This is a genomic window from Nocardioides palaemonis (assembly GCF_018275325.1).
Classification (GTDB): domain Bacteria; phylum Actinomycetota; class Actinomycetes; order Propionibacteriales; family Nocardioidaceae; genus Nocardioides; species Nocardioides palaemonis.
On the sequence record NZ_JAGVQR010000001.1, the window covers coordinates 2414038 to 2436747 of the forward strand.

At 74.2% G+C, this 22710-nt stretch carries 24 protein-coding genes; 13 read left to right on the forward strand and 11 right to left on the reverse strand.

Translation table 11 applies throughout. From position 1 onward, the window contains the following. Nucleotides 1-104: 104 nt before the first annotated feature. The 10 genes from KDN32_RS11725 to KDN32_RS11770 all read left to right on the forward strand — a co-directional run bounded on the left by KDN32_RS11725 (nucleotide 105) and on the right by KDN32_RS11770 (nucleotide 4846). A complete protein-coding gene (locus KDN32_RS11725) occupies nucleotides 105-524 on the forward strand; it encodes a Fur family transcriptional regulator (protein WP_211732233.1) in 420 nt (139 codons plus the stop codon). Between the two features lie 152 nt (nucleotides 525-676). Beyond that, entirely contained in the window at nucleotides 677-952 is a 276-nt protein-coding gene (locus KDN32_RS11730; RefSeq protein WP_211732518.1) for a type B 50S ribosomal protein L31, read from the forward strand. After that, the gene (locus KDN32_RS11735) at nucleotides 949-2022 is read left to right on the forward strand and encodes a CobW family GTP-binding protein (protein WP_211732234.1); all 1074 of its coding nucleotides are present in this window, start codon (nucleotides 949-951) and stop codon (nucleotides 2020-2022) included. Before KDN32_RS11730 ends, KDN32_RS11735 begins: the two co-directional genes overlap by 4 nt. Nucleotides 2023-2058: 36 nt before the next feature. Beyond that, nucleotides 2059-2241, forward strand: coding sequence for a 50S ribosomal protein L32 (rpmF, locus tag KDN32_RS11740; RefSeq protein ID WP_211732235.1), 183 nt, complete (start codon nucleotides 2059-2061; stop codon nucleotides 2239-2241). Beyond that, nucleotides 2238-2360, forward strand: coding sequence for a type B 50S ribosomal protein L36 (ykgO, locus tag KDN32_RS11745; protein ID WP_010832292.1), 123 nt, complete (start codon nucleotides 2238-2240; stop codon nucleotides 2358-2360). The genes rpmF and ykgO overlap by 4 nt, the downstream gene beginning before the upstream one ends. 27 nt (nucleotides 2361-2387) lie before the next feature. Further along, the gene (gene rpmB, locus KDN32_RS11750) at nucleotides 2388-2624 is read left to right on the forward strand and encodes a 50S ribosomal protein L28 (RefSeq protein ID WP_211732236.1); all 237 of its coding nucleotides are present in this window, start codon (nucleotides 2388-2390) and stop codon (nucleotides 2622-2624) included. Further along, a complete protein-coding gene (gene rpmG / locus KDN32_RS11755) occupies nucleotides 2624-2794 on the forward strand; it encodes a 50S ribosomal protein L33 (RefSeq protein ID WP_211732237.1) in 171 nt (56 codons plus the stop codon). Before rpmB ends, rpmG begins: the two co-directional genes overlap by 1 nt. Then, the gene (rpsN, locus tag KDN32_RS11760; protein WP_211732238.1) at nucleotides 2794-3096 is read left to right on the forward strand and encodes a 30S ribosomal protein S14; all 303 of its coding nucleotides are present in this window, start codon (nucleotides 2794-2796) and stop codon (nucleotides 3094-3096) included. The genes rpmG and rpsN overlap by 1 nt, the downstream gene beginning before the upstream one ends. Nucleotides 3097-3216: 120 nt before the next feature. Beyond that, nucleotides 3217-4476: an MFS transporter gene (locus tag KDN32_RS11765; protein ID WP_211732239.1), complete on the forward strand. Its 1260-nt coding sequence runs from the start codon at nucleotides 3217-3219 to the stop codon at nucleotides 4474-4476. 109 nt (nucleotides 4477-4585) lie between these two features. Further along, nucleotides 4586-4846, forward strand: coding sequence for a hypothetical protein (locus KDN32_RS11770; RefSeq protein ID WP_211732240.1), 261 nt, complete (start codon nucleotides 4586-4588; stop codon nucleotides 4844-4846). Nucleotides 4847-4852: 6 nt separating this feature from the next. Here the strand turns inward: KDN32_RS11770 and KDN32_RS11775 are convergent, their stop codons facing one another. From KDN32_RS11775 to KDN32_RS11805, 7 genes are all read right to left on the reverse strand, one after another. Further along, the gene (locus KDN32_RS11775) at nucleotides 4853-6079 is read right to left on the reverse strand and encodes a glycoside hydrolase family 16 protein (protein ID WP_211732241.1); all 1227 of its coding nucleotides are present in this window, start codon (nucleotides 6077-6079) and stop codon (nucleotides 4853-4855) included. Nucleotides 6080-6196: 117 nt separating this feature from the next. Beyond that, nucleotides 6197-7990, reverse strand: a complete 1794-nt coding sequence (locus tag KDN32_RS23330; protein ID WP_211732242.1) for a sensor histidine kinase — start codon at nucleotides 7988-7990, stop codon at nucleotides 6197-6199. A 14-nt stretch (nucleotides 7991-8004) separates the two neighbouring features. Continuing rightward, a complete protein-coding gene (locus tag KDN32_RS11785) occupies nucleotides 8005-8415 on the reverse strand; it encodes a response regulator transcription factor (RefSeq protein ID WP_211732243.1) in 411 nt (136 codons plus the stop codon). Between the two features lie 156 nt (nucleotides 8416-8571). Next, the gene (locus KDN32_RS11790; RefSeq protein ID WP_211732244.1) at nucleotides 8572-10380 is read right to left on the reverse strand and encodes an ATP-binding protein; all 1809 of its coding nucleotides are present in this window, start codon (nucleotides 10378-10380) and stop codon (nucleotides 8572-8574) included. A 20-nt stretch (nucleotides 10381-10400) separates the two neighbouring features. Further along, nucleotides 10401-10793, reverse strand: a complete 393-nt coding sequence (locus KDN32_RS11795) for a response regulator (protein ID WP_211732245.1) — start codon at nucleotides 10791-10793, stop codon at nucleotides 10401-10403. 179 nt (nucleotides 10794-10972) lie between these two features. Beyond that, on the reverse strand, nucleotides 10973-11353 hold the full coding sequence (locus tag KDN32_RS11800) for a response regulator (RefSeq protein WP_211732246.1): 381 nt from the start codon (nucleotides 11351-11353) through the stop codon (nucleotides 10973-10975). Nucleotides 11354-11523: 170 nt separating this feature from the next. Then, the gene (locus KDN32_RS11805) at nucleotides 11524-13131 is read right to left on the reverse strand and encodes an amidohydrolase (RefSeq protein WP_211732247.1); all 1608 of its coding nucleotides are present in this window, start codon (nucleotides 13129-13131) and stop codon (nucleotides 11524-11526) included. Between the two features lie 42 nt (nucleotides 13132-13173). On the opposite strand from KDN32_RS11805, the gene KDN32_RS11810 reads away from it, so the two are divergent. Then, nucleotides 13174-14601 (forward strand): short-chain fatty acid transporter, encoded by a 1428-nt coding sequence (locus KDN32_RS11810; protein WP_211732248.1) that lies wholly within the window; start codon nucleotides 13174-13176, stop codon nucleotides 14599-14601. Nucleotides 14602-14805: 204 nt separating this feature from the next. Then, on the forward strand, nucleotides 14806-15099 hold the full coding sequence (locus tag KDN32_RS11815) for a hypothetical protein (protein WP_211732249.1): 294 nt from the start codon (nucleotides 14806-14808) through the stop codon (nucleotides 15097-15099). A 4-nt stretch (nucleotides 15100-15103) separates the two neighbouring features. Here KDN32_RS11815 and KDN32_RS11820 read toward each other — a convergent pair whose 3' ends face one another. The 4 genes from KDN32_RS11820 to KDN32_RS11835 all read right to left on the reverse strand — a co-directional run bounded on the left by KDN32_RS11820 (nucleotide 15104) and on the right by KDN32_RS11835 (nucleotide 21810). Further along, nucleotides 15104-18562: an ATP-binding protein gene (locus tag KDN32_RS11820; protein WP_211732250.1), complete on the reverse strand. Its 3459-nt coding sequence runs from the start codon at nucleotides 18560-18562 to the stop codon at nucleotides 15104-15106. After that, nucleotides 18559-19344 (reverse strand): DUF4194 domain-containing protein, encoded by a 786-nt coding sequence (locus KDN32_RS11825; protein WP_211732251.1) that lies wholly within the window; start codon nucleotides 19342-19344, stop codon nucleotides 18559-18561. The genes KDN32_RS11820 and KDN32_RS11825 overlap by 4 nt, the downstream gene beginning before the upstream one ends. Continuing rightward, nucleotides 19341-20849, reverse strand: a complete 1509-nt coding sequence (locus KDN32_RS11830; protein ID WP_211732252.1) for a DUF3375 domain-containing protein — start codon at nucleotides 20847-20849, stop codon at nucleotides 19341-19343. Before KDN32_RS11830 ends, KDN32_RS11825 begins: the two co-directional genes overlap by 4 nt. Nucleotides 20850-20928: 79 nt before the next feature. Further along, on the reverse strand, nucleotides 20929-21810 hold the full coding sequence (locus KDN32_RS11835) for a LysR family transcriptional regulator (RefSeq protein ID WP_211732253.1): 882 nt from the start codon (nucleotides 21808-21810) through the stop codon (nucleotides 20929-20931). Nucleotides 21811-21949: 139 nt separating this feature from the next. Between KDN32_RS11835 and KDN32_RS11840 the strand changes: the two genes are divergently transcribed. Beyond that, entirely contained in the window at nucleotides 21950-22699 is a 750-nt protein-coding gene (locus KDN32_RS11840; RefSeq protein WP_211732254.1) for an acetoacetate decarboxylase, read from the forward strand. Nucleotides 22700-22710 lie beyond the last annotated feature (11 nt).

Below are 22710 nucleotides of genomic sequence, written 5' to 3' on the forward strand. Positions count from 1 at the left end.
GTTCCTCAACCTAGCGACCTCCCCTGACGCCACGCAGCACCCCCCGGCCACTCGGGCCCGCGAGCGTCGCTCGGGACGTCGTCGCGACGGGTAGGTTGGGCGCCATGTCGACGACCGACCCGACCCCCCGCGCCTTCGGCGAGAAGGGTCGCCGCGACACCCGCCAGCGCCGCGCGCTGCGCGAGCACCTCGAGGCCAGCGACACCTTCACGAGCGCCCAGCGGGTCTACGACGACCTGCGCGCCGGCGGCGACAAGGTGGGCCTGGCGACCGTCTACCGCACGCTCCAGGCGATGGCCGAGGCCGGCGAGGTCGACACCCTCCGCACCGACGACGGCGAGACCCTCTTCCGCAAGTGCGGGCCGCGTCACCACCACCACCTCGTCTGCCGCCGCTGCGGCCGGACGGTCGAGGTCGACGGCCCGAGCGTCGAGCGGTGGGCCACCCAGGCCGCCGAGGACCACGGCTTCACCGACGTCACCCACGTGGTGGAGCTCTTCGGGCACTGCCCCGCCTGCCGCTGACCTGCCGGCTTGCTCGAGGTCCCGGATGCCGAGGCTCCGGGCGGATGGTGGAACCCCCGAGCCACCGGGTGGCGTCGCGCCTCCACGATCTCCTCCGATCGCGGTCCTGGTAGCGCTCGCGCCCGTTCCCAAGCGTGCTACAATTGAGAACGATTCTCGTTCTAAGGAGCTGTAGTGAAGCAGGACACGCACCCCCGTACGGCCCCGTGGCCTTCCGCGACCGGTCGACCGGCCACCTCGTGCTCACCCGATCGACGCTGGTCGGACGCGAGGCCTCCGAGCGGGTCGAGGTCGACGGCGTGACCTACCCGGTCGTCGACGTCGACGTCACCAGCGACAGCCACCCGTTCTGGACCGGTACGGCGCGCACGCTCGACAGCGAGGGCCGCGTGGAGAAGTTCCGCCGCCGCTACGGGGCCGGTCGATGAGGACCCGTGTGCTGGTCGTGACCGGCGTCGACCCGGTCGCCATGGACTCCACCCTGATGACGCTGGCCTGGGACCTGCCGAGCGCCGTGTCCGTCCGGCACCGGATCGACCCGCACTCGCAGGTGCTGACCCGGACCGTCAGCGACATCAGCGGCATCCTCGAGCGGGTCGAGGTCCAGCTCGAGCACGCCTGTGTCAGCTGCGCGCTGCGCGAGGACATCCTCCCCACGCTCGAGCGCCTGGCCCGCGACCGGCGGTGGAGCAGCATCGTCGCCGGCCTCCCCCTCGGCACCGAGGCCCAGCAGCTGGCGCACGCGCTGGGCAACGACACCCGCCTGGCGCGCCACCTCCAGCTCAGCAGCATCGTCGCGGCCGTCGGTGCGACCAACACGGTCGGCGACCTGCTCGGCGACGCGCTGCTGCGCGAGCGCGACGCGCACTCCAACCCCCACGACGACCGTGGGGTCGGGGAGGTCGCCTGCGCCCAGGTCGAGCTCGCCGACCACGTCGTGCTCGACGCCGACCCGGGGCCGGAGTCACTCGACCTGGTGCGTGCGATCGCCCGCCCGGGCGTCCCGGTGGTCACCGACGTCGCGACCCTCGACGTGGGCGAGATCGCCTCGGGTCGCCACCACCCCGTCCTGGCCCGGACCTGGTGCGACCCCGAGCTCGACGCCCCGGTGCCCGACCTCGGCGAGAGCCGCGCCTGGCGCCTCGACCTGCGCTCGTCCCGGCCCCTCCACCCCGACCGGCTCCTCGACCGCATCGAGGACCTCGGCAGCGGCCCGTTCCGCTCACGCGGCACCTTCTGGGTCCCGACCCGGCCCGGCGACATGCTCGAGTGGTCCGGCGCCGGCGGCCAGCTCAGCATCGGCGGCTACAGCCCGTGGGGACGACGCACCCCGATGACCCGCCTGCTCTACACCGGCCTCGGCACGCCGCCGAGCGACCTGCGCACCGCGTTCGAGGCGGTCCTCGTCACCCCGGCCGAGAGCGTGGAGCAGCAGCGCTGGGACGTCCTCGAGGACGGCCTCGAGCCCTGGCTCGGCGACATCCGCGACGTCGCCTGAGCACCCACCGACCCCCGAACCCGCAGGAGGCACACCATGGCCGTACCCAAGCGACGCACGTCGCGCAGCAACACCCGGCACCGCCGGTCGCAGTGGAAGGCGACTCCGCCCGACCTCGTGCCGATCACCGTCGACGGCGAGGTGCGTCACGTGCCGCGCCGCCTGGTGCGGGCCCTCGAGCGCGGCCTCGTCGACCCCGCGGGGAGGCCGGTCCGATGAAGGTCCGCAACTCCATCCGCTCGGTCAAGGACCAGCCCGGCTCCCAGGTCGTGCGCCGCCGCGGGCGGACGTACGTCATCAACAAGCGCAACCCCCGGCTCAAGACCCGCCAGGGCTGAGCCGCCCACCAGCCCAGAGAGGACACCGTGTCCCGCACCTGCCAGGTCACCGGCGCCACCCCCGGCTTCGGTCACCACGTCTCCCACTCGCACCGCCGCACCAAGCGGCGCTTCGACGTCAACGTCCAGTCCAAGCGCTACTGGGTACCCAGCCTGCGCCGCCACGTCACGCTCACCCTGAGCGCCCGCGGCATCAAGACCGTCGACCAGCGCGGCATCGAGGCCGTCGTCGCCGACATCCGCGCACGAGGAGGCAAGGTCTGATGGCCGCCCGCAGCAACCACCAGCGGCCCAAGGTGAAGCTCCGCTCCACCGCCGGCACCGGCTACACCTACGTCACCACCAAGAACCGGCGCACCACCCCCGACCGTGTCGTGCTCCGCAAGTACGACCCGCGCGTGCGCCGCCACGTCGACTTCAGGGAGGAGCGCTGATGGCCAAGAAGTCGAAGATCGTCGCCAACGAACGGCGCAAGCAGGTCGTCGCCCGGCACGCCGAGCGGCGGGCCGCGCTGAAGCAGCAGCTGCGCACCGCCGCCACCGTCGAGGAGCGCGACGCCGCCGTCCGGGCACTCGCACGACTCCCCCGCGACGCCAGCCCGGTCCGGGTCCGCAACCGCGACCAGGTCGACGGCCGCCCGCGTGGGCACCTCCGCAAGGCCGGGGTCTCGCGGATCACCTTCCGCCAGATGGCACACCGCGGCGAGCTCCCAGGCATCACGAAGTCGTCCTGGTGAGACCCCGCCTCGAATTCCCGGGCGGGGGTGCCGAGCCCTAGGATGAGCGGCAGCAGAGGGTTACACGCGTCCTTGGAGGTGGGTTCGGCGCGTCGTTCCGACGCACCCTGAAGGACCCCCGTGACCCCTCTCGCCTCCTACCGCCGACTCCTCGAGCTGGCGGGCCCGACCTACGTGCTCGTCGCCTTCGTCGGGCGTCTCCCGCTGGCCATGAGCCAGCTCGGCACCCTCCTCCTCGTCTCGACGGCGAGCGGCAGCTACGGCCTCGGCGGCCTGAGCGCCGGCGCGCTCGCCGTCGCCAACGCGCTGGGCGCGCCGGTGGCCGGGTCGCTCGCCGACCGGGTCGGCCAGCGCCACGTCGTGCTCGTGCAGTCGCTGCTCGGCGCGACGGGCCTGGCCGCGCTGGTCCTGGTCGTCGGCCGCGACGCCGCCGACGTCGCCGTGGTCCTCACCGCCGCGGCCACCGGGCTGGTGCTGCCGCAGGTCGGCCCGCTGGCGCGGGTGCGGTGGCGGCCGCTCACCCGGTCGACCGGCGAGCACCAGAGGCGGCTGGTCGACGCCGCGTTCTCCTACGAGGGCGCGGCCGACGAGGCGTCGTTCGCCATCGGCCCTGCCCTCGTCGGTCTCTCGGTCGCCGTCGCCTCCCCGTCCGGCGCCCTGCTGCTCGCCGCGGTCCTGCTCGCCGTCTTCGGGTCCGCGTTCGCGCTCGACCCCTCGGCCCGCCTGACCCACGCCACCGCCCACCCGCTCGGTGGCGCGGGGCGGCTCGTGGGCGCCGCCTTCGTGGTGCTCGTGGTCGCGCAGCTGACCATCGGCACGCTGTTCGGTGCGACCCAGACCGGCGCGACCGTCCTGGCCACCGACGCCGGCCGACCCGGCGCCGCCGGCCTGGTGCACGCCACGCTCGGCGTCGGCAGCGCGATCGCCGGCCTGGCGACGGCGTACGTCCCCGAGCGGGTCTCCCACCAGCGCCGCGCGCTCGCCGCGGCGTGCGCGCTGCTCGTCCTCTCGCTCCCGCTGCTGCTCGTCGGGTCGCTGCTGACGGCCGCAGCCACGGTGCTGCTGCTCGGCTTCGCGGTCGCGCCCTACATGATCGCGGTCTTCTCGCTCGCCGAGCGGGTCGTGCCGCCGGCCCGGGTCGGCGCCGCGATGACGATGCTGGCCAGCGCGACCGGCATGGGCTATGCCCTGGGCTCGAGCCTGGCGGGACGGCTCGCCGACCAGTCCGGCGCGACCGCCGCCTTCTGCGTGACCGTCGGCGCGACCGTGCTCGCCGTCGGGCTGATGTCGACCCAGCAGCGCCGGCTCGACCGCGCCGCCCGCGCCGGCACAGCCCCACTGGCGCCGGAGGTCGCCGCGGCGTCGACGCCCCTCGGCTGAGGGCCGTTCGCCGCGAACTCCGGCGCCGACCTGCCCAGCCGGGTAGGTTGGCGGGGTCCGCGACGCTGAGGCACCGTGCCGCCGCCCCGCCGGGCAGGTCGGATGCCGCATGGATCGCGCAGGACCCCCCGCCGGCGAGGCGGGCCGTGACCACCTCGCCACGCTACTCGCCGAGGTGCACGTCGCCCGTCGTCGTCTCGATGGCGCCCGCAACGGTGCCGCCCGCGCCTCGGACGTCCAGGTCCTGCGCCAGGCACTCCTGCAGACCCTCGAGGCCTACGCCGGCGCGCTCGCCGAGGCCGGCGCCCCGCTCCCCTACCGCCTGCGGGACGAGATCGGCCTGCTCAAGGGACTCGGCGGACGCGGCTGACCCGGGTCAGGGGGCACCCGGCGCGCCCGTCTCCCAGACCCGCACCCAGTCGACCTCCATGTGCTGGGGCAGGTGCCGCTCCTTGATCTTCGGCAGCTCGTAGTCGGCCGAGATCAGGCTGAGGATCGGGAACTGGTCGACGGCCGAGACACCGCGTCGCATCCGCCCGGTCTCGCGGCCGTCGATCCGGAACACCAGCAGCCGCGGACGCCACTCGACCGAGAACACGTGGAAGTTGCGCGACCAGCCGTCGCGCGGTCCGCCGAGGAACGACGCCTGGTCGCGGACCCAGCCGCCGCTGCTCACCCGCCGGCGACCCTCGTAGCGGTGCATGAAGGTCGCCAGCCCGCCCTGCGGGTGGTGGTCGCCGAAGTACTCGACGACGTCGATCTCGCTGCCGGCCGCCCCGGGGTACATCCCGCTGGCGGGCTGGAGCCAGAACGCGCCGTGCTGCCCCCGCATCCGGTGGAAGCGCACGCGGGCAGCGGCGACGCCGTAGCGGAACGCGTAGCGGCCCTCGGTGCCGATGTGGCCGTTGAGGCGGTACGCATAGCTGCCGCGCGCCTTCTCCTGGTCCCTCCCCCGGATCCGGCACCGTCCGGTGGCGTCGGGGTCGACGAGCACGCTGAGCCGCGCCGTGCCGCCCTCCACCCGCACCGCGTCGGGGTCGCCCTTGGCGCACGAGCGCCGGCTGCCCGGGACCACCTCGGGGCTCCGGGTGCTCCAGGACGGGCCGACGGAGGTGCCGGAGAACTCGTCGCCGAACGACGGCCGCAGCCACGGCTGCGTGCTGACCGGGCGGCTGGTGATCCCGCGCAGGCCGCGGGTCGCCATCACCCGCACCCGGTAGGTCAGTGCGTGCCCGTCTGCCGAGGTCGCGGCGGCCATCTCGACGCGGCCGCGGCCGTCCTGGCGGCGCGTCGCGAGGGTGTCCCACGTGCCGTCGCGCAGCACCTGCAACCGCACCCGCCGTCCCTGTCGGGCGGGTCGCGCGGTCACGACCAGTGGCGAACGGGCAGCGTCCGCGGCGGCGGCGTCGCGGCCGCGCTGCACGACCGGCGGCAGCACCTCGAGCCGCACCCGCTGGTGCGGCGTGACCTGCAGCGACGAGCTCGGAGCGGCCTCCTCGCCGTCTCCTGCGGCGTACGACGTGGGCGCCTGCAGCGCGACGGGACCGAGGAGGGCAACGGCGAGCGCGGCGAGGAGGAGGCGGCGGACGGGACGGGGTGACATGGGCGGACCTTCGGTGCCGGCGAGGGGCACGGTGCCCGTCGGGGAGGGAGCGGTTCGCGTGTGGGACGCGCGCCGCGCCGCATCGGTTGTCGCCGACGGGCACCGGGTCTGGTGGGGTCAGGCGCCGACCTGCACCGGCAGCCGCAGCTCGACGCCAGACGGCTCGGGAGCTGCCGGCGCGCACGGACCGGGCTCGCCGACCACCATCGGGACCTCGGCGACGAACTCGCTGCCGATCCCGACCTCGCTGCGCACCCGCAGGGCACCGCCCATGAGCGTGACCAGCTGGTGCGCGATCGCCAGGCCCAGGCCGCTGCCTCCGTGGCGACGGGTGCTGGTGCCGTCGACCTGCTCGAAGGCGGAGAAGACCGAGTCGAGGCGCTCGCGCTCGATGCCGATGCCGGTGTCGGAGACGACCAGCTCGACCCAGACCGTGGAGCCTCGGAGCGCGGGTCCGTTGTCGGAGCGTCGCAGGTCGAAGCGGACCCGTCCCTCGTCGGTGAACTTCAGTGCGTTGTCGAGCAGGTTGCCGGCGACCTGCATCAGCCGGGCAGGGTCGCCGACGACCGACCGCGGGACGTCCGGACCGATGTGGAGGTCGAGGGCGACCCGGGCGAACCTGGCGCGCGCCCGGTGCGCCTCGGTCAGCTCGGCGGCGAGGTCGTGCAGGTCGAAGGGGACCGACGACAGCTCGACGTGGCCTGCCTCCATGCGGCTGAAGTCGAGGATGTCCTCGACGAGCGACTGCAGCAGCCCGCCCGCCCGGCGCATCCGGTGGACGAGGTCGCGCTGCACGTCGGTGAGCGGGGTGTCCTCCATCATCTCGGCGCAGGCGAGGACCGTCGTGAGCGGCGTGCGCAGCTCGTGGCTCATCGTCGCGACGAACATCGACTTGGCGCGGGAGGCCGCGAGCGCCTCGTCCCGGGCGACCTCGAGGTCGCGCAGGACGAGCTGCTCGGCGCGCATCAGGCGGTAGGTGCGCACGAACGCCAGGGTGATCAGGACGGTCGACCCGACCGCGAGCACCATCGGGTGCTCGTGCCCACCGAGCACGTCCGAGAACACCTCGAGCGCGGGTGGGACCAGCAGTGGCAGCACTCCGACCAGGAGCGGCGCGAGCCACGCACGGGAGGACGGTTCCTCGGCTTCCGTGGTGGGCGTGGTGGACTCCCAGAGCCATGCGGCCCGGGCCATCAGGACGACCGCGACCATCCAGCTGGCGCCGGCAGCCACGTACCCGCCGTGGGTGGGGGCGTGGAGGTAGAGGATGTTGGTGGTCAGCCAAAAACCGACACCGAACGCGAAGCCGGGACCCAGCGTCCGACGCGACCGCTGCCCGATCATCGCCATCAGCACGAGGGCGAGCAGCACGGCCTGCAGCAAGGGGTAGGCCGCCCAGACCAGGCGGACGTGGGTCGGCACGCCGGCGTCCACGAAGCGCCCGATCGCGAGCATCCAGGTGACCAGGACGCTGACCGCGACGACGGTCGTGCCGTCCAGCACCAGGCAGCGGGCGCCGCGGCGGTCCGCGCCGGCGCGGACCAGGACCACCAGCAGCGCCCCGCAGAACACCACGTAGCTGGCGAGCCACGCCGGGTCGGCGACGGACAGGTCGGTCGTCGCGCCACCGGCGTCGAAGACCTTGCAGAGCGCGTCACCGAGCACGGCCAGCACGACGCCGGCGGCGACCAGGCCCGCCACCAGTCGCTGACCCCGGGGAGCGCTCACCGTCGCGACGACCGCAGAGCCGGCATTGAAGACGAGGACGGAGAAGTAGACCGCGTAGTGGACCAGCGGGCGGTCGTCGACGACGTAGACCGCGATCGCGACCACGAGCATCAGGGCGGCGAACGTGTCGACGACGCGGGTGTGGCCGAGGACCATCCGGCGCACGGCGGCGGGGCTGGCCACGGACGCGAGCGTGCTCATGCCGACCGGTCCAGGTCCGCGCCGGCCGCCGGAGCCGCGTGGCCGGTGTCGAGCAGGGCCGCCACGTGGGCGTCGAGGTCACGCAGGGCGAAGGGCTTGGTGAGGTAGCCGGTCGCGCCGGCGGCGAAGGCTCCGGCCCGCGTGTCGGCGTCGGCGTGCGCGGTCACCATGAGGATGGGGGTCTCGGCCAGGTGGACCAGCTCGCGCAGTCGCGCGCAGAGCTCGCCCCCGTTCATCGCCGGCATGCTCCAGTCGAGCAGGGCGAGGTCGACGTGGGCGGTCGTGGCGTGCGCCAGGGCGGCGCCCGGGTCGCCGACGCTGGTCACCTGGTGGCCCATCCGGCGGACCCGCATGGCGATCAGCTCACGGATGTCGTCGTCGTCGTCGACGACCATCACGTCGGCCATGTCGTCACACCCTTTCCATCGATTCCGTGGAGGACTCGCGCCGTCCGTCCCCGGTTTCCTCGCTGCTGTCAGGCCCTAGCCTAGGAATCCTCAGCGGTCATCGTTGAAGGTCGAAGCACGTGAGGACCTGTGTCCGCATCATGTGGCCCGTCCGGGTCATGGGGCACCCACCCCCGGACCAGCGGTCGCGACAAGGGTCCCGGCCGCGCGGTCGGCCACCACCGCGAGCCGCACGGTCGCGACGAACTCGCTCCCTGCGCCCGGCTCGCTGGTGACGGTGATGGTGCCGCCCATCATCTCCGCCAGCTGCCGGCAGATGGCCAGGCCCAGGCCCGTGCCGCCGTGGCGACGCGTGCTCGATCCGTCGACCTGCTCGAACGCGCCGAAGACCGCGGCCAGCCGGTCAGGAGGGATGCCGATGCCGGTGTCGCGCACGACGACCTCCACCGTGACCCCGCGTGGGTCGCGGACTCCGGGCGCGTCCGAGGCGCCGGCGAGGCGTACCTCGAGGGTGAGCCGACCCGCGTCGGTGAACTTCAACGCGTTGTCGAGCAGGTTGCCCGCGACCTGCTGCAGACGGCCCGGGTCGCCCAGCACGAGTCGCGGGAGGGCCGGGTCGACCACGGCCTCGAACTCCAGGCCGGCCTCCGCCGAACGGGCGCGGTAGGAGTGGGCGAGGTCCTCGGCGACGGCCGGCAGGTCGAAGGGGACGACCGCCAGCTCGAGATGCCCGGACTCGATCCGGGAGAAGTCGAGGATGTCCTCGACGAGGGTGTGCAGCAAGCCTCCCGATCGCCGCATCCGGCGCTGCAGGTCCTGCTGGTCCTGGGTCAGGCTGACGTCGTCGAGCATCTCGGCGGTGGCCAGCACGGTCGTGAGCGGCGTGCGGATCTCGTGGCTCATGGTCGCGACGAAGGCGGACTTGGCCCGCGAGGCGGCGAGGGCCTCGTCGCGCGCCTCCTCGAGCTCGCGACGGGCCTGCTGCTCGACGATCATCAGGCGCGCGGTGCGGATGAAGGCGAGCGCCACCAGCAGCACCGAGCCGACTCCGAAGGCCACCGGAGAGTGCGCGGTGCCGCGCAGGTCGGCCGCCACCTCGATCGCCGGCGGGACGAACAGCGGCACCACCGCGATCGCCAGGCCGACCAGCCAGCCGTTGGACGACCGGGCCTCCTCCGGCACCCCGAGGACGGGTCGCCAGCTCCAGGCCGAGCGCGACAGCAGCAGCGGCGCCACCATCCACGCCGACTCCACGATCTCCTTGCCGAGTCCGTCGGGGTCGACGAGGTAGACCACGTCCGACGCCAGCCAGACCAGCACACCGATCCCGAACGCACCGTCGATGGCCGAGCGGGCGCGCGAGCTCAGCAGCACACGGACGACGAGGGCGAGCAGCAGTGCGTCGGAGACCGGGTAGGCGATCCAGACGCCCCGGACGTACGACGGCGCGTCGGCCGCCACGGTCCGGCCGAAGCTCACGCTCCAGAGCACGAGGACGCTCACCACGACGATGGTCGCGGCGTCGATGGCGAACGTGGTCTCGAGGCGACGTCCCGGCTGGGTGCGTGCCATGACCACCCACATGGCGGCGGACAGGAGGAGGAACCCGGCGAGACGAGGCGGGTGGTCGACCGGAATCGCCGGCGACACCCCGGCGGCGTCGAGCACCTGCCACACGACGTCGCCGAGGGCGGTGAGCGACACCCCGGCAGCCACCAGGCACGGCACCAGCCTCTCGTCGCGCGGTGCCGTGCAGGCACCGACGGCGGCCGCGAGCGCTGCGAAGAGGATCGGCACCAGGTAGGCGACGCGGTGCAGCGGTGACTCGGACGTCAGCGCATGGACCAGCAACGAGGTCACCAGCAGCACCATGACGGCGCCATCGACGGCGCGGAACCGGCGCATCACCACGTCCCGGACGCCGTCGAGGGTGTGCGGGACGGCCAGCGCGGTCAGCGTGGACATGGAGATCCCCCGGTCGGTCATCAGGCCCCCAGCCGGTGCGGAGTGCTCCGCGCGGCCAGCTGGGCCGACACCACGTGGTCGAGCTCGTGGAGCGAGAAGGGCGCGGTCAGGCACCCGGAGGCACCGGCCTCGGCGACGCGGCGCCGGGTCCCCTCGTCCGCGTGGCCGGTCACCACGAGGATCGGGGCACCGGCCAGGTGCGGGAGCTCGCGCAGGCGGGCGCAGAGGTCGCTGCCGGACTCGACGGCGGCCGTCCAGCCGACCAGCGCCAGGTCGACGTGGGCAGCGCGGGCGACCGCGAGGGCTGCGCCCGGGTCGCTCACGCACGTGACGCGGTGACCGGCCCTCCGCGCGGCCAGCGCGAGCACGTCTCGCACGTCCTCGTCGTCGTCGACGACCAGCACCTCGGCCATGTGACACCACGTCCTGCCCCGTCCGCGCGGCCCGCGCCCGGGTGGCGCAGGCCTGCCTCGTCGTCAGGCTAGGCAGCCGTGAGCGGCCGCTCGGGGCGAACGGCGCGACCCGGGACCAACGTCGTCACGCTGGCCCGACCGGTCTAGTGCGGACGCGCGCGGTGCCGGGACCTTCGGGGTCAGGAGGCGCGGACGGAGGTCCCGAGGAGGGCGCACACCGAGCCGGCGAGGTCCTGCAGCGCGAACGGCTTGGTGAGGTAGGACGTCGCTCCCGCGCGCTCGGCGCGCTGGCGGGTGGCGAGGTCGGAGTGGGCCGTGACGATGAGCACCGGGAGCCCGTCGAGGTGCGGCAGGCGGTGCAGCCGCTCGCACAGCTCGCCGCCGTCCATGACCGGCATGCTCCAGTCGAGGATGGCGAGGTCGAAGCTCTCCGTGGCAGCCACGTCGAGGGCGGCGTTCGGGTGGCCGACGCTCGTCACGTCGTGCCCGTCGCGACGCACCCGGAAGGCGATGATGTCGCGGATGTCCTCGTCATCGTCGACGACCAGCACCGCAGCCATGCATCCCTCGGATCCGTCCTCTGCGCACCGGCCTCGAGCCGGGGCGACCACCTGCACGGGCCCGTCCCTGGACCCGTGCGCCCACGCTAGTTGCTCGCAGGCGCCTCGGTGGCGGAATCGGTGAATCCACCTGTGTGACGGCTGTGACGGGTGTCGACGGACGTGACGCGTCAGGCCTCGTGCACGCACTCTCCGTCGACCCACGTCGACCGGACCCGAGCAGCACCGAGGTCCTCGGGCGCCCCGAACGGGTCCCGGTCCAGCACGACCAGGTCGGCGACCGTGCCCGGCGCGACGCGGCCGGCGTCGTCGCGGTGGTTCACCCACGCCGAGCCGCTGGTGTAGGCGGCGAACGCCGTCTCGACCGGGAGCGCCTGCTCCGGCAGGAAGGGATCGGTCCCCGCCCTGCCGGCGTCGCCGTGGGTGGTGCGGTGGACCGCGGCGTGCAGCGCCGCGAGCGGGTCGGGGGTGCTGACCGGCCAGTCGCTGCCGGCGACCAGCCGCGCCCCGGCGGCGTGCAGGTCGGCGAACGGGTACTGCCGCGCGGCCCGCTCCTCCCCCAGGAAGGGGATCGTCAGCTCGGTCATCTGGTCGTCGTGGCAGGCCCACAGCGTCTGGAGGTTGGCCGCGACACCCAGCGCCGCGAAACGCCACACGTCGTCGGGGTGGACCAGCTGGAGGTGCGCGACGTGGTGGCGCCGGCGCGGGTCGGTGCCCTCGAAGGCGTCGAGCGCCTCGCGCACCCCGCGGTCACCGAGGCCGTGGACGTGCACCTGGAAGCCCTGCCGGTCGAGCTCGGCGACGTGGCCACGCAGGGCGACCGGGTCGACGAAGGAGAGACCGGAGTTGCTGGTCGCGTGGCCGCACCGGTCGAGGTAGGGCTCGACGAGCGCGGCCGTGCCGTTCTCGGCGACGCCGTCCTGCATGACCTTCACCGACGTCGCCCGGAACCGTCCGCGGCTCCAGTCCTGCCGCTTGGCGACCAGCTCGGCCACCTGCTCGGAGCCCCGGTCGCGGTCCCACCACAGCGCCCCGACGACGGTGGCGACGAGGTCGCCGGACGCGGCGGCGCGGGCGTAGGCCGGGCCGCAGTCGCGCATGCCGGAGTAGGACCCGACGATCGCGTCCTGCCACGACGTGACGCCCAGCGAGAGCAGGTGGCGCTGGCCCTCCAGCAGCGCGTCGTACATCTCCTGCTCGCCGGCCACCGGGAGCACCCCGTCGAGCAGCCGCATGGCGCCCTCGTGGAGCACCCCGGTCGGCTCGCCCGCCGCGTCCCTCTCGACGCGACCGTCGACCGGGTCGGGCGTCCCGGCGGTGACACCGGCGAGCGCGAGGGCGCGGGAGCTCACCCAGAGCCCGTGGTGGTCGCGGTTGGCCAGGGCCACCGGGCGGTCGCCGACGACCCGGTCGAGCTCGGCCGCGGTCGGCAGCCCGCCGGGGAAGGCCGCCATCGCCCAGCCGCCGCGCTGCACCCACGTGCTGCTGGAGCGGGCTGCGTACGCCCCGACGTGCTCGAGGTATGCCCCCGCGTCGGCGGGCAGGTCGCTGAGGTCGCAGCCGAGCCGCTCGAGCCCGCCCTGGACCGGGTGGACGTGCGCGTCGGTGAATCCCGGAAGCAGCAGACCGCCGTCGACGTCCACGACCCGCGCCCCGGGCTGGCCGAGGTCGCCGCCGACGGCCGCGACCCGCCCGTCCTGCACGAGCACGTCGCCGACCCTGCCCCGGTGTCGGAAGCCGTCGAACAGGGACGCGTTGCGGAAGACGGTGGTGGGCACGGGGTCATCCTGCACCCGAGGGGTCCGCTACGTTCGTGTCCCATGTCGACGATCTCGGGCACGACGGACGAGCGAGGGCTGGCCCGCCTCGCCCAGCGCAGCGCAGCATGGACCGAGAAGTGGTTCCCCGACGCCTACGTCTTCGCCCTCGCGGGCGTCGTCCTGGTGTCGGTGGCCGCGATGGTCAACGGCTCGAGCCCGGTCCACGTGGCCGAGACCTTCGGCGGCGGGTTCTGGGACCTCGCCACCTTCACGCTGCAGATGGCGATGGTCGTGCTTACCGGCTACGTCGTGGCCACCTCTCCCCCGGTGGCCCGCCTGATCGAGCGGATCGCGCTCGTCCCGTCGACGCCGCGCGGCGCCGTGGCGTTCGTCGCGCTGCTGTCGTGCCTGGTCTCGATGCTCAACTGGGGCCTGAGTCTGGTCTTCAGCGGCCTGCTCGCCCGCGCGATCGCCCGTCGCGGCGACCTGCGCGCCGACTACCGCGCGCTCGGCGCCGCGGCGTACCTCGGCCTCGGCGCCGTCTGGGCGCTCGGGCTCTCCTCGTCGGCCGCCCAGCTCCAGGCCACCCCTGCGTCGCTGCCGCCCGAGCTCCTCGAGATCACCGGCGTCCTCGACTTCGGCGCCACCATCCTCACCTGGCAGTCGCTGCTGATGGCGGCGGTCCTCATCGCGCTGAGCGTCGTGGTCGCGTGGGCGTCGGCGCCGCAGGGCGGGGCGATCCGGACCGCGGAGGACATGGGCGTCGACCTGTCCGACGAGGTGCAGCCGATGGCCGAGCGCACCCGCCCCGGCGAGTGGCTGGAGTACTCCCGGATCCTGCCCGCGCTCGTCGGTCTGCTCACCCTCGGCTGGCTCGTCCAGCAGCTCGCGACGCTGCCGTTCCTGTCCGTGATCAGCAGCCTCAACGGCTACCTCATGGTGTTCCTCGTCCTCGGGCTGGTGCTCCACGGCACCCCGCGCGGCTTCCTCAACGCCGTCACCCGCGCGGTCCCGACCACCGCCGGGGTGCTGGTGCAGTTCCCGCTCTACGCCGCGATGGCCGCAGTTCTGACCCGCGCCGAGGGGCGAGGCGGGCTGACCGTCTCCGAGCACCTCGCCGACCTGTTCACCAGCATCGGCGGTGGCGGCGGCTTCGCAGTCGTGATCGCGCTCTACACCGCGCTGCTCGGCCTGCTCGTCCCCTCCGGCGGCGGCAAGTGGCTGGTCGAGGCGCCCTACGTCATGCAGTCGGCGACCGACGTCGGGATGAACCTCGGCTGGACGGTGCAGATCTACAACGCCGCCGAGGCGCTGCCCAACCTGGTCAACCCGTTCTTCATGCTCCCGCTGCTCGCCGTGCTCGGCCTGCGGGCCCGCGACCTGGTCGGCTTCACCTTCCTGCAGTTCCTCTTCCACCTGCCGGTCGTGCTGCTGCTGCTCTGGCTGCTCGGGATGACGTTCGAGTTCGTGCCTCCCGTCGCCCCCTGACCCGGCGTCGACATCCCACTCGAGCGGACAAAGGTCCGCTCGACGCACGCCATGGCGTGCGCCTGGCGACAACGACGGTCGACAAGTCCGCCTGCATCGCCGCACGTGCGGCGGACGTGGCCCCGGAATGCGTCGTACGAGGGCCAGGACCGCCGCACGTGCGCGCGCCCGGAGGCGGCTGGTACGCCGACCTACGCTGACAGGGTGGACGACGACGCGCGGCGCAGGGCGGCGGACGCCGCGATGCTGCCGATCCTCGCCTCCCTCGCGCCGGCGGGGGTGACCGGCGTCCACTGGCTGCCCGACACCGGCGGCGACCCGGTCGTGTGGGTCGAGGTGTCGACCGAGGCCGGGCGGGTCGCGGTGGAGTCCTACCCCTGGGTGCTGCCACAGGTGCAGATCGTGCTGTCCAGGCTGGGCCTCGCACCGGAGAAGGTGCTGGCCCTGCGCCTGCAGGTGACGTCCGCGGAGGCGCAGGGCCGGTTGTTCGAGGAGTGACCGCTCAGGCCCGGGCCCCGGTGATCGGGGTGATCCAGGACTGGTGGGTCCGGCTGTCCTTGGTGATCGCCAGCAGCTCGTCCATGTGCGGCTCGAGGCCGGTCACCTTGTCGAGCGGGACGCCGATGACCAGCTGGAAGCCGAGGCCCCTCCACGCCCGCACGGCGCGGCCGGCGAACTCGGAGTCGGCCTTGACGAAGCCCTCGTCGAGGAAGACCGGCGCGAACCGGGGCCGCGAGCGCATCTCGTCGCCGAGGCGGAAGCGCAGGGCGGAGCCGACGATGAACGCCACCAGCTCCTGGCTCTCGCCGCCGCTCTTCTCCCCCAGCGTGCGGTAGGTCGCGCGCAGCTCGCCGGACAGGGCGTCGTAGCGCTCGGCGCTGACCTCGACGTGCCGGCGCACGTCGAGCAGCCGGTCCCGGTCGGACGTGCCCTCGCCGCCCGCCACCGGACGCCGCAGCTGGGCCATGAACCGGCTGAGGTCGGCGAAGCGCTGCTCCAGCCCCGCCTCGTCGAGGTCGGCGGTCGGCCGTTGGGTGAGCGTCCGCAGGTCGCGCAGGAACACCTGCACGTGGGCGGGCGAGAGCCGGCGCAGACGGATCCGGAGCCGGTCGCCGGCACCGCCGAACTCGAGGCGGCGCAGGATGGCGTTGATCGGCTCGAGCCGGTCCTCGATCTCCTCCACCGAGGCGGCCATCGCACCCAGCAGCGGCACCAGGTCCTGGCCGCTCCACTCGGTCAGCCGACGGCGCCACTCCGTGCGGCGCCCGGCCAGGCCGGTGCTGCGGACCTCGTCGAGGATGCGGGCGTAGTCGCCGTAGGAGTCGGGCGTCGCGCCGAGGTTGGGCGACTCCCACTGCAGCTTGTAGGCGCGGAAGACCGTCGTCAGCTCGTCATCGGCACGGCGCAGCTCCGCCTCGGCGTCGCCCACCGCCTCGCGCAGCCGCTCGGCGAGGCGGTGCGAGGACTCGGTGAAGCGGTCGAGGTCCTCGGGGTCGGCGGGGGCGGCCGCGGCGCGGAAGTCCGCGGCCAGTGCCGCCTCCTGCGCCTCGGAGAGCGAGTCCTCGCCGACCGCTGCGAGCCGGTCGGTGACGAGGTCCTCGTCGTCGACGAGGCGCCCGTGGACCTCGTTGAGCTCGCGCTGGCGCGCCTCGAGCTCGAAACGCGTACGCCGTGTCGCCTCGAGCCGCTCGCCGAGCTCCTCGATCTGGCGCTGGAGCACCTGCAGGCCGTCGTCGGCCGACAGGACCTCCTCGCGCCGCGCCTCGAGCTCGGCGATCCGGCGGTCGCTGGCGTCGACGTCGAGGTCGTCGAAGCGCGCCGTGGCGACCGCGTCGTAGGCCGCCCGCTGGTGCTCGAGCACCGACGCGCGACGGTCGAGCTCGGTGACCTCTGCGTCGATCGCGTCGAGCTCGGCCTCGATCCGGGCGAGCTCGGCGTCGACCTCGCCGATCGCGTCCTCGTTGGAGAACCCGATGATGTCGCGGGCGTCGCCGCGCCCGTGCGCACCGCGCCGGCCGTTGCGGGTCTGGCCGGCGAGGGTCACCCGGAAGCCGGGGCCGTCGAGGTCCCGGGCGTCCTCGACGCACAGCGCGTTGCGCGCCGGCTCCGCGACGTGCGACTGGACCCATCCGGAGAACGGGCTGTCGCGGAAGAGCAGCTTGCCGGCGATCCGCTCCGGGTCGTCGGGGGCCAGGTCGGGCAGGTCGAGCTCGACGCCCTCGAAGACCAGCCGACCGCGCAGCCGCAGGCCGTCGATGGCCCGCGAGAAGCGCGCGAGCTCGTCGAGCGGCACGAGCATGGTGCGGGCGCTCGCGCCGAGGACGGTCTCGACGGCCGTGCGCCAGCGCGACTCCTCGGGCGCGACGTCGACCAGCTCGGCGAGGAACGGCAGGTCCTCCTCGGGCAGCCCGCTCGCGCGGGCGACCTCGGCGCGCAGCTCCTGCATCCGCGAGCCGACCCGGCCGGCGCGGCCCTCGAGGGCCGCGCGCTCGCGCCGCAGCTCGGCCTTGCGGTGGCTGAGCGGGTAGCGGCGGTCGCGGGCGCCGTCGCGCTCGCGGGTCAGCCGCTCCTGCTCGCGGTCCCGGCCGGCCAGCCACTGCCGGGCGTGCAGCTGGAGGACGGAGAACGACTCCACCGACATGAGCGCGGAGTCGACGTCGGGCGCCTGGACGTCGGACACGTCGATCAGCGGCAGCATCCGGTCCTGCAGCACCGCGCGCCGTCCCTCACGGTCGGCGCGGAGCGCGCGCTCCTGCTCGACCGACTGGGCCAGCGCCTGCAGCGACGAGCCGCCGGCGGCGCGGTGGGCGTCCTTGGCGGTCTCGAGGTCGCCCTGGAGGGCCCGCTCCGCGGCCGCGGCCGCGGCCAGCTGGTCGGCGACCGCCGCACGGTCCACGCGGTTGGTGGTGACGGCGTCCCCGATCAGGCGCAGGTGCGTGCGCAGCAGCCAGGTCCGCAGCGGGGTGTCGCCGGTGCGGGCGACCCCGAAGGAGTCGAGCTCGGCCAGGCGACGGGCGGCGCGGACCTTGCGCTCGTGGATGTCGGTGATCGGGCCGAGCAGCTCGAGCTTCTGCTCCTCGGTGCGCATCGCGGCGTGGGCGGCGTCGAGGTCGTCGAAGTGCTCGATGGCGCGGTCGGCGGCGGCGTAGGTCGCCGGCCGCTCGAGGACCATGTCCTTGTAGAGCTCGTCGACGCTGCGCACCTGGTTGCCGGACTGGATCCGGGCCAGCAGCCGCAGCGCCTTGGCGCCGTCGCCGTTGGCGCCGATGCCGAGCCGGGCGTGGAGGACGGCGGCGAACTCGGCGTAGGTCCGGTGGACCCGCACGCCCGGGAACAGCTTCTTGAGCGTGGTGGCGTGGAAGCGGTCCGGGACCGCCACCTCGAGCATCTCGAGGGCGAGCGGCCCGTCGTGGGTGACCAGCTGCATCTGCACGTCGCCGGAGCGGGTCGCGCGGCGCGGGACGTAGTAGGTGCGCAGCACGGTGAACTGCCCGCCGCGGTCGTTGACGTAGGTCATCGCGACCGCGCCCCACGTGTCGCTCCCGCGCCCGCGCAGCAGCTTCTCCACCGGACGCCCGGTGCGCGGGTCGTCGACCACGTCGACGGCACCGCGCAGGTAGGACAGCAGGTTGCGCTGGCCGATGCTGCGCGCCCGGCCGGCGACCGCGTCGTTGGAGGCGCCGTTGAACTTCGTGTCCGACGGCATCATCAGCGCGGTGTACGCGTCGAGGATGGTGCTCTTGCCGACGCCCGAGGCGCCGGAGATCATCGTCGCGTCGCCGCCGAGCGGCACGGTCGTGAGTCCGGAGAAGCCGCCCCAGTTGACCAGCTGCAGCAGCCCGGCGCGCCACTGCATGGTGTCGTCGGCCGGCGTGGTGACGGTGTCCTCGGCGAAGAGCCCGTCGCGACCGTCGGCCACGTCGCCGGTCGAGTCCTGGTGGCGGGTCCCGTCGACGCTCATGCCTGCTCCCCCGCGTCGTCGCGGCCGCTCGGGTCCGCCGGTCCCTCGGCGAACAGGTCGTCCTCGGCCGCCGCCTCCTGCGGCGTCGTGCCGTTGGCCCGGCGCAGCGCGTCGAGCAGCTCCTGCAGCAGCTCGAGCGGCAGCAGCGGCTCCACGGCCTCGCTGATCTCGAACCGGTCGTCGCCGGGTGCGCCGATCAGCAGGCCGGCCTTGACGATGCTGGTCACCGCGTTGCGGGCCCGCTTCTCGTCGCCCGCCTCGTCGGTGGCGTGCGCGGGCCGGAAGCTCTCGACGTGGTCGACCACGTCGTCGCGGTCCACGAACACGCGGGTCTCGCCACCCGCGTGGCCGGCACGGAGCCGGTCGCGCAGGTGCACCAGGACGAGCGTCTCCTCGCGCGACCAGGCCGCGTCGTAGAGCAGCGTCGGGAAGCGGCTGCCGGTCTCGGACGTCGCCTGCCGCTTCCACGCCACCTCGCGCGCGCGGTCGACCTGGAGGTCGAGGAAGAGGTCGTTGAGCCGGCCGCGGAGCACCCGCTCGTGCTCAACGAGCACCTTCCAGTCGCGCGGGTGGGTGCGGGCGCTGATGAAGCGCTGCTTGAGCAGCGTCACCAGGGCGTGGCGCTGCTCGTGCGCGAGGCCGCCCTCGTCGCCCTCCCACAGCGACACCGACGCGAGGTCGCCGGCGTCGTCCGCGTCCGCGTCCTCGAGGTCGAGGTCGAGGTCGTCGCCGGGCTCCTCGGGGGTGTCGAGGTCGGTCTCGAGGTCGGTGTCCACGCTCATGCGCGGGCCTCCTGCGGGTCGTGGTCGGGGATGTCGTCGGGCAGCTCCACCCGCGGCACCGCGAAGGTGCGGGTGGTGCCGTCGTGGCGGACCGCGGCGTACGCCTCGGGGCTGCGGTCCCCCGACGGCCCGTCGCCGGGCGCCGACAGCTCGGCGGCGAGGTGCAGCAGGCCGAAGATCTCGACCGGACGGCGCAGCGACGGCTCGAGGCCGTCGAAGAGCTCGCCCAGCGTCCGGGCCCCGCGGTGGGTGCGGGTCTCGTGCAGCCGCTCGCGCAGCACGCCGAGCTGCGGGCCGCCGTGGGCGACCAGCTCCTCCAGCGACAGGCCGGGTGCGTCGGCGGGGTCGGCGACCGTGATCGGCTCGGGCAGCACGTCGTCGGCCGGGTCGTGGAACCGCTCGCGCAGGTGCTCGACCGAGGCCCGGGCCGGGAGCAGCGGCACGTCGTGGGTGGCCCGCGGGCCGGTCGTGGCGAACCACGTCATCAGCTCGGACTCGACCTGGCGCAGGGTCTGCTCGAGCTCGCGGTCGCGCACCGCGTCGTGGGAGACGATGTACTCCTTGAGCGTCGCGGTGACCCGGGAGCGCTGCGACAGGACCCGGTCGAGGCCCTCGCGGACGAGGGAGACGGTGCCGCGGAGCTCGGCGCGGTCGGCGTCGCTGAGCAGCCGGTCGGCGAGCGGGTGCTCGAGCAGCGCGGTGAGGTCCTCGCGCAGCTGCGTGACGAGCGCGTCGTCGCGGAGCAGGGCGAACGCGCCCTCGAACGCGCGACCCTCGTGGGTGGCGGTCATCAGCGCGTCGGCGCGCGCGAGGTAGGCGTCGACGATCTCGCCGGCCGGCCGGTCCTCGGCGCGGAACGCCGCGAGGATCTCGCCGCGGATCGCGCCGAAGCGCTCCTCGACGCGCGCGAAGTCGCTGGGCAGCGCGGAGATCAGCGACAGCAGCTCGGTGAAGCCCTCGTGCATGTAGTCCTCGGTCGCACCGAGCATCTCCTCGCCGTCGACGAGGCGGTCGCGCTCGGCGCGCAGCCGGGCGATCTCCTCGTTGAGGATGCTCACCCGCGACGTCCGGTCCGGGTTGGCCTCGGAGTTGAAGCGGCGCACCGTGCCGAGGATGGTCGCGATCCGATGCTCGCTGAGCGTGGCGCGGTCGCGGCTGAGGTTCTTGACCAGCTCGAGGGCCTGCTGGGCGTGGGAGGTGAGGGTGTAGACCTCCTGGCCCTGCTCGTCGAGCGCGCGCACCAGCCACTGCCCGCGCATCCACCGCTGGCAGATGTCGCGGCCGCTGCCGACGGGGAGGTCGGTCTCGCCGGCCTCGCGGACCCCCGCGAGGTGCTCCTCGACCTGGGTGTGCAGCCGCGCGGTCGGGATCGGTCGGTTGTTGCGACCGAACGCGGCGCGGAAGATCGTGATCACGACCGGCGCCTGCCGCTGGTGGAGCAACGTCAGCGTGGGCTGGGCGAAGGCACCCTTGACGCGCGCGAGCTCGCCGGCGATCTCGCTCACGCGTCACCCAGTCCTCTGCAGCCGTCCGACCCTGACCCGCCGCGCACCTCGGTCGGGCCGTCGCGGCCCGAGGAGTTTCTCACCCGCCCGCTGCGGTCCCGGCGTGCGGGTCCCGCGTGTCGTGCACGGCGGAGCGCAGCGCGCGCTCGAAGCGGTCGGCGAGCGGGTGCGCCGATCCCGTCGGACGCAGCAGCACCAGCTCCACCGCCGGCGCGTCGGCCAGCGCGACGTGGCGTACGCCCGGGTGCGGGCGCTCGCGCGCGGCGGCCGGCAGCACGCCGACGCCGCGGCCCGCCGCGACCATCTCGATCCACTCGTCGTAGGTCTGGCAGGCGACCGCCACCTCGGGGCGCTCGCCCTCCGCCCACAGCTCCGGGGTCACGGTGCCGCTGCCGGCGTTGACGACGAGCGGGTGGGCCGCGACCTCCGACCAGCGCAGGCGCCGGCGGCGGGCCAGCGGGTGACCCGAGCCGACCGCGGCGACCCGGTCCTCCTGCCGCAGCGGGACCGACCGGGTGCCGTCCTCCACGACCGGGCCGTAGACCACGGCGAGGTCGGCGTGGCCGGTCGCGACGCCCGCCGTGCGGTCGTCGCGACGGACCAGCTCCACCTCACCGCCCGCCGTGCGCGCCAGCTCCGCGGCCGCGCGCCGGACCAGCTCACCGGGGAGCAGCCAGGTGAACCCGAGGCGGAGCGTCGGGTGGTCGCTGACGTTGCGCAGCGCCGTCTCCAGGGCCGGCAGGGCGTGGTCGAGGTCGCCGCGCAGGCGCCGGCCCGCGTCGGTGAGCGCGAAGCTGCGGGTCGTGCGGTCGACCAGCCGGGTGCCGACGCTGCGCTCGAGGCGGGCGAGCGCGCGGGTCAGAGTCGGCTGGCTGACCCCGGCGACGGCCGCCGCCACCCCGAAGTGCTCCTCCTCGGCGAGGAGCAGGAACAGCCGCAGGTCGCGGAGCTCGACATCCATGCACCCAGTGTATGAATCACCCCGTTGCTGCAATTCCCCGCGGGCCGCGGCGCTCCTAGCGTGGCGAGAGCACCGGACCGGTCGGGAGCGGCGCCCCCGACCGGCGACCACCACCAGGCGCCAGGAACCAGGAACCCCGTTGCTCCGAGACGACGTCCTCCGCGCGACCACGACCCCGCTGGCCGCTCCGCTGACCGGCAGCGCCTTCCCGCCCGGGCCCTACCGGTTCGTGGACCGCGAGTACCTGAACATCACCTACCGCACCGACCTCGACGCGTTCCGCGCGGTCGTGCCCGAGCCGCTCGAGGTCGCCGACCCCGTCGTGCGCTTCGAGGTGATCCGGATGCCCGACAGCAGCGGGCTCGGCGACTACACCGAGTCCGGCCAGGTCCTGCGCGTCACCCACGAGGGGCGCCCGGCCGACTACGTGCACAGCATGTACCTCGACAACGGGCCCGCCATCGCGCTGGGGCGCGAGGCGAGCGCGTACCCCAAGAAGCTCGGCGGGCCCCGGCTGGCCGTCGACTCGGACACCCTCGTCGGCACGCTCGACTACGGCAGCCTGCGCGTGGCCACGGCCACGATGGGGTTCAAGCACCGCCCGCTCGACCTCGCCACGGCGCGCGCCGAGGTGGCCGCGCCGACGTTCATGCTCAAGCTCGTCCCGGGCTACGACGGCGCGCCGCGGATCGCGGAGCTCGTCCGAACCGAGATCACCGACCTCACGGTGAAGGGCGCGTGGACCGGCCCCGCCCGGCTCCAGCTCTTCGAGCACGCCCTGGCGCCGCTCGCCGACCTGCCCGTGCTCGAGGTGCTCGGTGCGAGCCACGTGCTCACCGACCTCACGCTGCCCCGCGCCGAGCTCGTCCACGACTACCTCGCGGCCTGACCGCCGCCCAC